Genomic DNA, 12778 nt, shown 5'->3' on the forward strand with positions numbered 1-12778 from the left:
CACTCGCGATGTTGTCGGAGTCGCCCAAGTACGTCCAGTACGAGGGCGATCCTCCGCCTTGCGATTGCACGCGCCAGACGCCGCGGGGCCCGCCCTTCGGGCGGACGGCGCTACTTCCAAAACACGCCCGCGGCCCCTGCGTCAGCGTACGGGGTGCCAAGGACCCCACCCCGCCATACGCTCGGTCCATGCCCCGCCGCAAGATGCTTGTGACCGGCGCAGCCGAGGCTCCGCTGCGGGCCGCGCTGCAAGAGCTGCGTACGACGCTCGACGTGCCGCAGGACTTCCCGCCCGAGGTCCTCGCCGAGGCGGAGTCGGCCGCCCGGGCCCCACGCCTGCCCGGCCACGACGCCACCGACATCCCCTTCTTCACGATCGACCCGCCGGCCTCCGTCGACCTCGACCAGGCGATGTACCTCTCGCGCCGCGGCGGCGGTTTCCGCGTGCAGTACGCGATCGCCGACGTCGCCGCCTTCGTCGCACCCGGTGGCGTGCTCGACGCCGAGGCCCACCGCCGCGTTCAGACCCTCTACTTCCCGGACGACAAGGTTCCGCTGCATCCGGCCGTGCTCTCCGAAGGCGCGGCCAGCCTGCTGCCCGACCACCCCGCGCCCGCGCTGCTCTGGCAGATCGACCTCGACGCCGAGGGCCGCACCGTCGCGACCGAGGTGCGGCGCGCGCTCGTACGCAGCCGGGCCAAGCTCGACTACGAGGGCGTGCAGCGGCAGATCGACGCGGGCACCGCAGAGGAGCCGCTGGCGCTGCTCAGGGACATCGGGCTGCTGCGCGAGAACCTGGAGCGCGAACGCGGCGGGATCTCCCTGAACGTCCCCGAACAGGAAGTTCTCGAGCGGGACGGCTCGTACGTCCTCGCATACCGTGCCGTATTGCCCGCCGATGCCTGGAACGCCCAGATCTCGCTGCTCACCGGCATGGTCGCGGCCGACCTCATGATCGCGGCGGGCACCGGCATCCTGCGTACGCTGCCCACCGCCCCGGACGGCGCGGTGGCACGGCTGCGCCGCTCGGCCAAAGCCCTGCACATCGACTGGCCGCACCATGTCTCGTACGCGGACGTGGTCCGTTCCCTCGACCCGGACAACGCCCGCCACGCCGCCTTCCTGCAGGAGTGCACGAGCCTGCTGCGCGGCGCGGGCTACAGCTCCTTCGCGGGCGGCGCACTGCCCTCACCGGCGGTGCACGCGGCGGTCGCCGACGAGTACACACACTGCACAGCCCCGCTCCGTCGGCTCGTGGACCGGTACGCGGGCGAACTGTGCGTGGCCGCCGTGGCCGGACAGGAGCCGCCCGAGTGGGTCTCGGCCGCGCTGGAGGCACTTCCCAAGGAGATGGCGGACGGCTCCCGCCGCGCCAACACGGTGGAGCGCGAGTGCGTCGACATCGTCGAGGCGGCGCTGCTGAAGGAACGGATCGGCGAGATCTTCGACGCGTACGTGGTGGATGTGCAGGAGGACGAACCCGCGGTCGGCACGGTCCACCTGGAGGACCCGGCGGTGATCGCGAGGATCGCGGGCGGCGAGGCGAAACTGCCGCTGGGGGAGCGCCTGCGGGTGAGGCTCACACAGGCGGACCCGGGCTCGGCGAAGGTGCGGTTCGCGCCCGCGTGAGCGCGAGGACGAGCGCCTTCGGGTCATCGGCGTGGAAGCGCACGATCCGGGCCCGCCCCTCCTTCCCGAGCGGACGTACGTAGCGCACAGGCGCCGCCAGCTCCACCGCCACCGTCGTCTGGTTCGCGACGATCAGCTCCAGCGACCCGTCGTCGCGCGGCTGGATCAACCGCCCCTCGGGATAACGCCGTTCGACGCGGGCGCCGACGATCTCGTCCGCCCGTATCCGCAGGTCGAACAGCGCGCCGTAGCGGATCCGCAGTGATCCGTCCGGTCCCACCACATGGGGCCGCGTCACACACGACGCGTGCAGGGCGACCATCAGCAGCACGCCGTACACATCGACGACCAGCGTGATCGCATGCACGAGCGGCCACGGGACCAGGACGGCCAGCGCCACGGTCTCGACGACCGACACGAAGATGAACCCGTACATCATGGCGGTCTGCGGCCCGGTGTACGGGGCCGCGTGTGCCCCCGGCGCCACTGCGTGCCGCCGTCGGGCCACCCAGAGCCCGAGGCTGTGCAACGCCCGCACCTCGTGAGCGAGCAGCCGGCGCAGAGCTCTCATCGCCGCTCCCCGGCGCGTACGGTGAGCGCGGCCAGCATCCGTCGTACGGCAGCGGCCTGCGCGGGAGCGAAGTCGTCGAGGAAGGCGTCGCCGAAGGCGCTGTCGGCACTCTGCGCCACGTCCTTCTGCGCCCCGTCCGTCTGAGCCCCCTCGACCATCAGCTCCAGCAGTTCGTCGGGCATGCACGCGGCCAGCTCGTCACCGAGGGGCCCCACCCGGGCGTCGTCAGGATCCGCGTCGGCGAGGTCGTCGAGGCGCTCGTACAACTCCTGCACCCGCACGGAGAATTCGGAATCCTCGGCGAGCGGGCGCAGTGCCGCGAACAGCCGGTCGCGCTGCTCCGGCTCCACCATCGTGTCGAGCAGAGCCAGATGCGAGCGGTCCTTGGCGGCCATCGGTGAATCGCTCGGTGCGAGCGCCCCGAGGAGCCCGGCGAGCTCCGGGGACACGGGTCCCTCGGCAGGCAGCAGCCCCGCCCGCGCCTGCTCGATCAGACCGCCGAGCCGGGCCCGCCGACCGGCGATCGCGGCGGCCTGCCGGGCGAGGTCGTCGTCGAGCTCCTGAAGGACCTCGGCGAGCTCGCGCCCGGCGTCGTCGGCGAGTACGTCGCGCACTTCGGCGAGACCGAGGCCGAGCTCGGTCAGCCGCCGGATACGGGCGAGGGCGACGGCGTGCCGGAGGCGGTAGTCGCGGTAGCCGTTGGGGAGACGTTCGGGCTCGGGGAAGAGCCCGAGGTGGTGGTAGTGGCGGACGGTGCGGGGCGTGACGCCGGCGAGTGCGGCGATCTCTCCGATCCTCATGGCTTCAGTAGAAACCCTGACGTTGCGGCAGGGTCAAGGCGGACCTGCGGCCGCCGTGAGCGCCTCCGGATTTCCATGATCGTGTGCCACGATCGAGGGAACGATCCACATCTAACGGACGGCGGGTACGGCGATGTCCCAGTCTGACGAGCGACCGAGGAAGGAGCGTGACATGAGTGCCATGCCGCATGAACCGCTCACGCAGGCGGACATCCTGCTGGAGGGCTTCCTGGCGCTGGACACGCCGGAGGGTTTCCGGGCGGAGCTGATCGAGGGGGAAATCGTTGTGACGCCGCCGCCGGACGGGGATCATGAGGACTACATTGGCCTGATCGTGGACCAGGTGATCAGGCGCTCACAGACCCCCATGCAGTTTGCCGGAAACAAGGGCCTCAAGCTGCCGAGCGGGGGGAGCTGCCCCAAGAGCCATGTGATCCCGGATGCCACCTTCGCCCCCCTCGAGCTTCGGCTGTACCGGGGTGCGGACCCCTGGATGCCGTGCGACGGTGTCGAACTCGTCGTCGAGGTCACATCGAGACGGGCGAAGATCGACCGTGAGGTCAAGCGGCGCTGCTATGCGCGAGGGGGCATCCCTCTGTACCTGCTTGTCGATCGCGACGAGTCCTCGGTCACGCTCTTCAGCGAGCCCGAGGGCGAGGACTACGGCCAGCGGTGCTCCGTGTCGTTCGGCAAGTCCCTGACGCTTCCCGAGCCATTCGCCTTCGACCTGGAGACCGCCGCCCTCACGTGAGGACCGTCGGCGCCGCTCCCTCACACCGGCTCGGCGGAATTCGTCCCCGCGCACGCCAGGTAGCATGGTCGTCACGGCAGACGAGCCGGGCGGACGGCCGCGTGGAGATCTTCGGATCTTCCCGAGGAACGTCCGGGCTCCACAGGGCAAGGTGGTGGCTAACGGCCACCCGGGGTGACCCGCGGGACAGTGCCACAGAAAACAGACCGCCGGGGACCTCGGTCCTCGGTAAGGGTGAAACGGTGGTGTAAGAGACCACCAGCGCCTGAGGTGACTCAGGCGGCTAGGTAAACCCCACCTGGAGCAAGGTCAAGAGGGGCCGCTGTAACAGGGGGCCCTGCGCGGACGTTCGAGGGCTGCCCGCCCGAGTCCGCGGGTAGACCGCACGAGACCGGTGGCAACGCCGGTCCTAGATGGATGGCCGTCGCCCCGACGACCGCGAGGTCCCGGGCGCACAGAACCCGGCGTACAGCCCGACTCGTCTGCCACACCCGCTCTGGCCCAGGTCAGAGTGGGTGTTCATGTCGGCTCGAGTTTGCGGGGTCGAATCGAGTGAGTTAGTCGTTCCGCGGCCCCGCACACCCTCGCGCTGCGATGGCTAGAGTCAAGCCTTCTTCGAAATCCTTTTGCTGGGCAGCCGTCGCGCGGGGGCTCTGAGGAGCACTCATTGCGCGGCCTGGTTGGCGGGTCGTGGTCCGGCCTAGGCTCTGGCTCATGACTGAGTGCGTGCAGGTGTACACAGCGACGGAGAGTCGTGAGGCAGCGGTAGCACTGGCCAAGGGAGCGACGGAGGTACGTCTGGCTGCGGGAGCGCAGGTGGTCGGCCCTGTCACCTCGGTGTTCTGGCACCTGGGCGAATTCGGTGAGGGCGAGGAATGGCAGGTGATCTTCAAGACAACGGCGGCCCGGTACCGCGAACTTGAGGCACATCTGCTAAAGCACCACCCGTGGAAGAACCCCGAGATCAACGCGGTGCCCATCGTGGAGGGCTCTGCGGCGGGTCTGGACTGGATCGCCCGCAGCGTCGCTGAGTGATCACATGGCCGCGCGGTCCAGGACCTCGGCGACGGGCGCGATGGCCCGGTGCGGCTGAAGCCTGAGCAGGAACTCGTCGGCGCGCTGCCGAGGTCGGACGGAGCCGACTCCGGTGGAGAGATCCATGGCCTTGGCGATCACGGTTGCTGATTGCTCGATCTCGCCTGCGTCCAGGTAGGCGTGTGCCAGCCAGGTGAGGTACAGCGACTTGTCTCGGGCATGGGCATCGTCGAAGTCGGCCAAGGCTGCTTCGAGCGCGGGCACTGCTCGTAGCGGCCGGTGCAGTTCGGTCCAGCAGCGGCCCTTCATGATCTGGAGCTCGCGGGTGTCGACCCACGACGACCAGTCGGGCCCGGGACGCTCGCTGCCGTTCCCCGTCAGGGCTTCCTCAGCCTGGCCGAGTGCCTGCTCGGTCTCCTTCGCCTGGCCTGCCTTGGCATGGGCCCAAGCGCGTCGTTCGAAGAGCAGGGCCCGGACAGTCGCGGGTGCGTCTGCGCTGGCTGTCTCGCAGGATGCGGCGGCGGTCGCCACGCCAGATGTTCCGGTGCTGACCTGCTGGTAGGCGAGAAACGCGAGGGAGTTGCCCGCCAGCGCCGCGTCTTGCGCCTCGGTCGCCGCCTGAAACGCCTTCTCGTAGAGAGCTGATGCCTCGGTCTGTCGCCCTGCGTCGAACGCCGCCCAGCCTGCCTGCTGCGCCTGCTCCGCCACCAGACTGAGGAGCTGTCGGCCGGTGGTCTCGGTGTACGAGGCGTGGCGCAACAGGTTCATCGTGGTGCCGAGTTCGGCGCGGTAGATGTGCCGGGTGTCGGCTCCGCCGAGTACGTCATCGAGGCTACGAAGACGGGTGGTGCGCCGTTGAAGGTGCTGCACCTGCCGGTGCCCAATGCGGCGGCCGGCCGGGGCTCCTGGCGTCAAGGCGGCTCCGGTGGCGATACCTAGAGAAGCGGCGAGGAACCTCCTGCGCTGCACTTCGTCTCCTTCGAGATCGACGGCTCCCAGATCATCGGTCTCGGGAACGTCCGAAATTCTTGGGGCGACAGCTGCGAGGGGAGAGATCAGCTCCGGACGGCTTGCGAACGCCGGCGCTGATGCACGCTCCCAGGCGCGCGGTGCCATCCCGATCATGTGGCCGGGGATGCCCAGGGCGTCGGCGATGTACGCCATCTTCTCGTACGTGGTGATCGCTCCGTCGCCGCGCGCCAGCTTCCCCACTCGTTCCGGCTTGATGTCGCACGCGTCGGCGATCTTCAGGAAGCTGATTCCGCCCCATTGCCGGGCCAGCTTGAAGACTTGTCCGAAGTCGTGCCGCTTCAGCGCGGCCTGCACATCGGCGCGGCCTAGCACATGGGCCGGTAATGCCGCTGGTGAGAGGTCTCCTGACACGCGCTTCCTCGAATCTGCCTGGGCACAAGGAATATCAGTGATTCTCCGAGCCGAGTTACCCATCATGGGTACCCCTATCGCCGGGAATCGATGGGGCGTTGAGCTCGCCATCCTCTGAGTTATGCAGGAGCGAGAGGATGCGCTGAACAGCCCGGAGATGGTGTGCCGATGGGCTCGTCATCCGCGGTGTGTTGGCCTGGCCCGTGTCGAGCTGCGCAAGGCACTCGCCGCCTGGGGCCTGGCGAAGATTGAGGATGCGGCTCTCGTCGTGCTCTCAGAACTGGTCACGGACGCCGTCCGGCATGCGCACGTTTCGCCGGGGCGTGAGATCGAAACCCGCTTCCAACTGGCTGGCGAAGACCTCCGTATTGAGGTGCATGACAGCTCGGATGTGTGGCCTCACAAGCATGCCGCTACCAGTGACTCGGAGAGCGGCCGAGGGCTTGTCCTGGTCAGCGAGCTGGCGGACCAGTGGGGCGTAAGCAAACGCGGTGGGGTCGGTAAGTCCGTGTGGGCTCTCATGGCGGTGCCGCCTCAGGACGGAGACAGCTGATGGACGCTACTCAGGGACCAGTGGAAGCTAGCGCGCTGAATCGTCAGCCTGCGAGACCTCGCCCGGTTATTCGGTTCGCGGACTGGGCGTTGACCACGGACAAGCAGGGCAGCGGACCGGTGTACGAGGCTGAGTGCACGACGTGCGGCGAGTCCTCCGACGCGGAGGAAAGCAAGGACGAGCCGGAGCTGTGGTGTCTCCGGCATGCGGGTGCGCTCGGGCACACCGGCTTCCGCGGGATCACGACGGCGTTCTTCCGCGCCACTCTGGTCAACGCGCGGAGTGGTGGCACGGACTCATGAGGCAGCGATTATTCGCCTTCGGGATCGTCGTCTTCTGGATCGCGGTGTACATGCCGTTGGCGGTCACGAGTCGGCCGTCGTGGATCATCCACAGGCCAAAGCACTCGTCCTCCTCGTCGTGAACCAGCACCTGCACTGAGTGTGGTGATTTCCAGGGCAACGACTCAAGGTGCTTCAGCAATCCGATCCTCGCCCTCGCCGGATAGGCGATCGGGCCGAACGACGGTCGACCTCGCCCACGCCTCATCGAAGATCAATTAGGGGACAAGCCTCAGCCTCAAGTCGCCAGTGAGTCTGGAACACAAGGGACGGCGGACTCCCTCGCCCCAGCTGACGGCGCTCTCCCCGAAGCTGTCGGCCGGAACGGACAACCGCTGAAGGTCGCCACCTTGACGCCCTGAACCGTCACGGGCGGAGGAGCGTAGGCGTCCCCTGTCTCGGAGAACTCGGCGTATCGAGACAGTGCCTGCGCGGTGCCCCGGCACTCCTGGCGGGGCACCGCGCCTTTGTGCGTGTTGTCAGCCACCGACGATCGAGAAACCGATCACGACACCTGCAGTCACGGTGACCTTGCCGGGGGCGAGGTCACCCTCACCCCCGCCCCTACCCGCTTGGCCGTGCCCACGGTAGGAGTTCTGCAGCTGATCGGAGTCGACGTCCTTGATGTGGATGACGGGGCCGAGTTGGACACCGGCGGCCGCCGCGTACAGAGCCGCCTTCTCACGGGCGGCGGCTACAGCGGCCGTGCGTGCCTCGGCTCGCAGCTCCTTTTTGGTACTCACGTCGAACTCGACACCGGCAACCTCGTTCGCCCCCGCCTCGACAACGTTGATGAGGACCGCCTCCAGAATGTCCAGCTCACGCAGCTCGATCACAAAGGCGGCTGTGCACTCGTAGCCGAGGAACTTGCGCTCATTGCCGTAACTCCATGTGGACTCCAGGTTCAGACGCGACGTGGAGACGGCAGTGTCCGGCACCCTGTGGCCGCGCAGTACGTCCCGGATCTGGTTGACGCTGCCACGCGTGACCTCGAACGCTTCGCTCGCTTTCTGCCTCGTCTGCTTGATCGCCACGCGAAGTCGGGCTACATCAGGTGTGGCATCCATGCTCGCCGCGCCGAACACGGATATGCCCCAAGGAGCGTCTATGGACTGAGTACCGTTCATGCCGCCCATCCAAGCAGGTGAGCCGTCAGCGAGGTGCGGTTTCAGGTCCGCCCAACATCGCCTCAGGGCCGACCCAGCGGTTGTCTGTTGGGGCTTGGCGGTCACCCTCTGCGATCTTGTTGCGGTTCGCCCTACGTTTGACTGAGGCTTCGACGTTGCTCGGTGACCAGCTCCAGCGCCTGAGCGCGGACCTGAAGCAGCCGATACCCGGCGTTCGGATCGTCGCGACCTAGCAGGTCACTGCCGTCCGACTCGCATAAGCTGAGGTCAGAAAGGTGCGGCAGAAGAACCCGGCGTACAGCCCGACTCGTCTGCCGCCTCCCCCCGGCGCCCTCGCCCGGAGTCGTTCCCATGAACGCACCAGTTCGGACCAATGCGTACGAGGGTCCGTGCGCCGTGTGCGGCGAGACCGTGCGCGCCGGAGAAGGGACCCTGCTGCCCGGCAAGCACGGGGGCTGGGAGGTCTGCCATCCCGAGCACGCGCGCGAGCCCGCGCCGACGCCCCGCGGCAGGCACCCCGGATGGCACCGTCGCCGTCTCATGGCCGTGGACATCGCGGCGACGGGTCGTCGCACCGCGGTCGACCGGATCCTCGCCGCGGCCGTACGCACCACCGACGGGCGCGATCGGGACTGGCTGATCGATCCCGGACCGGGACTCGCCGTCGACCCGCGCACGACGCATGGCATCACCCTGGACGAGGCACGCGCTCATGGTGTTCCGGCGTCCCGGGCGCTCGACGAACTGGCCGCGCATCTCGCCGGGCAGCTGGCGGCCAAAGAGCTGCTGGTCGTCTGGCATGCCCCGTACGTACTCACCCTGCTCGAGTCCGAACTGCTGCGCCACGGGCTGCGACCGCTCTCCGACCGAGGCCCCGGAGGGCTGTTTCCGGTGTGCGATCCGCTGATCCTGGACCGGCATGCCGACCGCTACCGGTCCGGTGGCCGGGCGCTGGAGAGGGTCGCCGAGTGGTACGGAGTGCCCCATGACCGTCCCGGGAACCCTGGCAGTGACGCGGCAGCCTCGCTCGTGCTGGCGCAGGTCATCGGGGCGTGCCACGCGTCGGTCGGCCGGCTGTCGCGGCCAGCCTTGCACTACGAGCAGGTGCTGTGGCGGGAACAGCAGGCGAGCGAGGCGGAAGAGTTCGATCCGTCGAGGAAGCGGGATCACCGCTGGCCGTTGGGCACGGTCGAGGCGTTGCCCTGGGAAGCTGCGCCCTGACGCGGCGTTCTATGACGCGGCGTTGAGCGAGCGCTCGGCGACCCGGCGCAGATGTCCCCCGAAGACCTCCGACGCCTTGGGAGTCAGCGTCCTCAGCGCCACCATCGCCGTGATGATCACGTCGCACAGTTCGGACTCGACGTCCTGCCAGCTGTGCGTGATGCCCTTCCGGGGGTTCTGCCCCGTCGCGCCGACGACCGCCTGCGCCACCTCGCCCACCTCCTCGGTGAGCTTCAACATCCGCAGCAGTGTCTCCTGTTGGGGCGGCAGGTCGCTCTCCGTCTCCAGCCAGCTGTGGAGGTCGTCCACCGTGTCCCAGATGGGGTCCAGGGTGTGATTCATAGAGGCCGCCTGCCGTGTGTCGGGTTCCCGGATGATATTCGGAGCCGACACATTCCGATGGGTGGTTCGCGCGGGTGGCGGACGCCAAGGGGTGAGGGAGGGCGCGGCGGGTGTGGCGCCCTCAGGCCCGGCGCGACCGCGAGGCCCCGCCTCGCAGCGCGGGGGGACCGACAAGCGTCGCCTCACAAGGGGGCCGTGGAGCGGGTGGAGTCGGGACGTAGAGCGTGATTTGGGGCGCGGGGACGCCCGCGCCCCACGGCAGTCCGGAAACGCGCCGTAAATCATGCAGTCCCGGCTCTACCCCGGAGCGGACCCCAAACGGCCACCGACACCGCGCCGGGCAACCCGCGTCCCGCACCGCGGACCGGCTGGCCTCGCGGCACCGGGCGACCCACGACGCGGCACAGCCCGCCGCACCGGGCAACCCCGCGTCCCGCACCGGGGACCCGCTACCCGCGCCGGGCACCCCGTGCCCCCTCAACCCCGCCCGATATACGGCATCCCCGTCGCCATCACCGTGGCGAACTGGACGTTCGCCTCCAGTGGCAGTTCCGCCATGTGCCTCACCGTCCTCGCCACATCCCCCACGTCCATCACCGGCTCCACCACCACCTCCCCGTTCGCCTGCAGAATCCCCGCCCGCATCCGCTGCGTCATCTCCGTCGCCGCGTTCCCGATGTCGATCTGGCCGCACGCGATTGAGTACGCCCTCCCGTCCAGCGACAGCGACTTCGTCAGGCCCGTCATCGCGTGCTTCGTCGACGTGTACGGCGCCGAGTGCGGGCGCGGCACATGCGCCGAGATCGAGCCGTTGTTGATGATCCGGCCGCCCTGCGGTGACTGGTCCTTCATCATGCGGAACGCCGCCTGCGCGCACAGGAACGCGCCGGTCAGATTGACGTCCACCACCGCGCGCCAGTCCTCGTAGGAGATGTCCTCGAAGGGGACGCGTGGGCCGGACGTGCCTGCGTTGTTGAACAGCAGGCCAACACGGCCGTGGCGTTCGTGCGCGGTCGCAAACAGCGTGGTGACATCCGCCGGTGACGTCACATCAGTGGGGACACACAGGACATCCCCGCCCGCCAGCGAGGCCGTTTCCTCCAGGGACTCCGCCCGCCGGCCCGCCAGGACCACCGACCAGCCCGCCTCCGCCAGAGCCAGCGCCACGCTCCGGCCGATACCCGAGCCCGCTCCCGTCACTACCGCAATCTTCGCAACAGCGTTCATGCCCGCGCAGCGTAGTCGCCTACCTGTACGTGGAACTCATCCCGCCGACATGCGGATGTTGTGTACTCGACAACACAGGGTCGTCAGCCCCTACTCCAATGCGAAAGGACAACACACGTCAGGGGAGGGGCACATGACACCCGCACCGCACGCACCCGAGCTCCGGGCCGCCGCCCGGCACATCGGCCGTCGCAGGTTTCTCACCGTCACCGGTGCTGCCGCCGCACTCGCGTTCGCCGTCAATCTGCCCGGCACGGCCCACGCCGCCGAACTCGACGCCAAGAAGATCACCGAGGATCCCTTCACCCTCGGCGTCGCCTCCGGAGACCCGCAGCCCGGTTCCGTACTGCTGTGGACACGGCTCGCGACCCGTCCGTACGAGCCCGACAGCGGTCTGCCCCGCTCCAGGGTCCCGCTGCGCTGGGAGCTCGCCCACGACTCCGGCTTCACCCGTGTCGCCCGGCGCGGATCCGTCACCGCCCACCCGGAGTTCCACCACAGCGTCCATGTCCCGGTCTCCGGCCTCGACTACGACCGCCCCTACTACTACCGCTTCCGCGCGGGGAGCTGGATCAGCCCGACCGGCCGCACCCGCACCGCGCCCGCGCGGTCCGCGCGGATCGGTGAGCTGAAGCTCGCCGCCGTCTCCTGCCAGGCGTACCACGACGGCTACTTCACCGCGTACAAGCACCTCGCCGAACAGGAACTCGACGTCGTCCTCCACCTCGGCGACTACCTCTACGAGTACGCCGTCAACGCCGTCGGCGGAGCCCGCAACTACACCGACCGCCGCCTGCCCGCCCACTTCAACCGGGAGACCGTCACCCTGGAGGACTACCGGCTGCGCTACGGCCTCTACAAGTCGGACCCCGACCTCAGGGCCGCGCACGCCGCGCACCCCTTCGTCGTCACCTGGGACGACCACGAGACCGAGAACAACTACGCGGGCGACATCCCCGAGAACGGCGCACCGCCGGAGGAGTTCCTGCTGCGCAGGGCCGCCGCCTACCGCGCGTACTTCGAGAACCAGCCGCTGCGCAGGCCCCAGCAGCCCGAGGGCCCCGAAATGCGGCTGTACCGCAGGCTGCACTTCGGGCGGCTCGCGCAGTTCGACATCCTCGACACCCGTCAGTACCGCTCGGACCAGGCGTACGGCGACGGCTGGCAGGTCCCGGGCCCGGAGTCCGAGAATCCGGCGCGCACGCTCACCGGCGCCGCGCAGGAACGCTGGCTGCTCGACGGCTGGCAGAGCTCCCGCGCGCTCTGGAACGTCGTCCCGCAGCAGGTCACCTTCGCTCAGCGGCGCAGTGTCCCCACCGGGACCTTCAAGTTCAGCATGGACGCCTGGGACGGCTACCCCGCGTCCCGCGACCGGGTCCTCGCGGGCGCCGAGGCGGCCGGTATCGAGAATCTGATGGTCCTCACCGGTGACGTGCACGTCGGCTACGGCTTCGACTTGAAGAAGGACTTCGACGACCCCGCGTCCCGCACCGTGGGGACCGAACTGGTCGCCACCTCCATCAGCAGCGGAAAGGACGGCGTCGACAAGCCCGGCAACTGGGACAACCTCACCCAGGCCAACCCGCACATGAAGTTCTACAACGGCCGGCGAGGCTATGTGACCGTGACGCTCGGCGAGCAGCAGGCCCGCGCCGACTTCCGGACGGTCGGCGCGGTCACCACGCCGGGCGCTCCGATCGCCACGGCCGCGTCCTTCGTGACGGAGGCGGGCGATCCGGGCCTCAAGCCGGTATAGCCCGGGGCGTCTCGAAAGGGTCTCGACCACTGCTGCGGAGCTG

At 68.9% G+C, this 12778-nt stretch carries 13 protein-coding genes and 1 other RNA gene; 8 read left to right on the forward strand and 6 right to left on the reverse strand.

Features of this window, described 5'->3' with window-relative positions; translation table 11 throughout:
• Window positions 1-188 precede the first annotated feature (188 nt).
• Window positions 189-1628 (forward strand): RNB domain-containing ribonuclease, encoded by a 1440-nt coding sequence (locus OOK40_RS05740; protein WP_266477021.1) that lies wholly within the window; start codon window positions 189-191, stop codon window positions 1626-1628.
• Here the strand turns inward: OOK40_RS05740 and OOK40_RS05745 are convergent.
• Window positions 1579-2199, reverse strand: coding sequence for a hypothetical protein (locus tag OOK40_RS05745; RefSeq protein ID WP_266477022.1), 621 nt, complete (start codon window positions 2197-2199; stop codon window positions 1579-1581). The genes OOK40_RS05740 and OOK40_RS05745 overlap by 50 nt on opposite strands.
• A complete protein-coding gene (locus tag OOK40_RS05750) occupies window positions 2196-2999 on the reverse strand; it encodes a MerR family transcriptional regulator (protein ID WP_266477023.1) in 804 nt (267 codons plus the stop codon). The genes OOK40_RS05745 and OOK40_RS05750 overlap by 4 nt, the downstream gene beginning before the upstream one ends.
• A 181-nt stretch (window positions 3000-3180) precedes the next feature.
• On the opposite strand from OOK40_RS05750, the gene OOK40_RS05755 reads away from it, so the two are divergent.
• From OOK40_RS05755 to cutA, 3 genes are all read left to right on the forward strand, one after another.
• On the forward strand, window positions 3181-3750 hold the full coding sequence (locus OOK40_RS05755; RefSeq protein ID WP_266478917.1) for a Uma2 family endonuclease: 570 nt from the start codon (window positions 3181-3183) through the stop codon (window positions 3748-3750).
• Window positions 3751-3831: 81 nt separating this feature from the next.
• Window positions 3832-4235: RNase P RNA component class A (rnpB, locus tag OOK40_RS05760), an RNA gene on the forward strand.
• A gap of 229 nt (window positions 4236-4464) precedes the next feature.
• Window positions 4465-4785 carry a divalent-cation tolerance protein CutA gene (gene cutA / locus OOK40_RS05765; RefSeq protein ID WP_266477025.1) on the forward strand — a complete coding sequence of 107 codons (321 nt, stop codon included), beginning with the start codon at window positions 4465-4467 and terminating at the stop codon, window positions 4783-4785.
• Here cutA and OOK40_RS05770 read toward each other — a convergent pair whose 3' ends face one another.
• Window positions 4786-6168, reverse strand: a complete 1383-nt coding sequence (locus tag OOK40_RS05770) for an XRE family transcriptional regulator (protein ID WP_266477026.1) — start codon at window positions 6166-6168, stop codon at window positions 4786-4788.
• A gap of 121 nt (window positions 6169-6289) precedes the next feature.
• Between OOK40_RS05770 and OOK40_RS05775 the strand changes: the two genes are divergently transcribed.
• Window positions 6290-6721, forward strand: coding sequence for an ATP-binding protein (locus OOK40_RS05775; RefSeq protein WP_266477027.1), 432 nt, complete (start codon window positions 6290-6292; stop codon window positions 6719-6721).
• Window positions 6722-6810: 89 nt separating this feature from the next.
• On the forward strand, window positions 6811-7023 hold the full coding sequence (locus tag OOK40_RS05780; RefSeq protein WP_266477028.1) for a hypothetical protein: 213 nt from the start codon (window positions 6811-6813) through the stop codon (window positions 7021-7023).
• A gap of 518 nt (window positions 7024-7541) precedes the next feature.
• Here OOK40_RS05780 and OOK40_RS05785 read toward each other — a convergent pair.
• Window positions 7542-8189, reverse strand: coding sequence for an SIMPL domain-containing protein (locus OOK40_RS05785; RefSeq protein WP_266477029.1), 648 nt, complete (start codon window positions 8187-8189; stop codon window positions 7542-7544).
• Between the two features lie 351 nt (window positions 8190-8540).
• On the opposite strand from OOK40_RS05785, the gene OOK40_RS05790 reads away from it, so the two are divergent.
• Window positions 8541-9410, forward strand: coding sequence for a 3'-5' exonuclease (locus OOK40_RS05790; protein ID WP_266477030.1), 870 nt, complete (start codon window positions 8541-8543; stop codon window positions 9408-9410).
• A gap of 9 nt (window positions 9411-9419) precedes the next feature.
• On the opposite strand, the gene OOK40_RS05795 is transcribed toward OOK40_RS05790, so the two are convergent.
• Together OOK40_RS05795 and OOK40_RS05800 are read right to left on the reverse strand one after the other, a co-directional pair.
• Entirely contained in the window at window positions 9420-9752 is a 333-nt protein-coding gene (locus OOK40_RS05795; RefSeq protein WP_266477032.1) for a MazG-like family protein, read from the reverse strand.
• 477 nt (window positions 9753-10229) lie between these two features.
• Entirely contained in the window at window positions 10230-10979 is a 750-nt protein-coding gene (locus OOK40_RS05800; RefSeq protein WP_266477033.1) for an SDR family oxidoreductase, read from the reverse strand.
• Between the two features lie 133 nt (window positions 10980-11112).
• Between OOK40_RS05800 and OOK40_RS05805 the strand changes: the two genes are divergently transcribed.
• Complete coding sequence (locus OOK40_RS05805) at window positions 11113-12735, forward strand: alkaline phosphatase (protein WP_266477034.1); 1623 nt, start codon at window positions 11113-11115, stop codon at window positions 12733-12735.
• Window positions 12736-12778: the final 43 nt, after the last annotated feature.

The organism is Streptomyces sp. NBC_01481, from assembly GCF_026339995.1.
Lineage (GTDB): Bacteria > Actinomycetota > Actinomycetes > Streptomycetales > Streptomycetaceae > Streptomyces.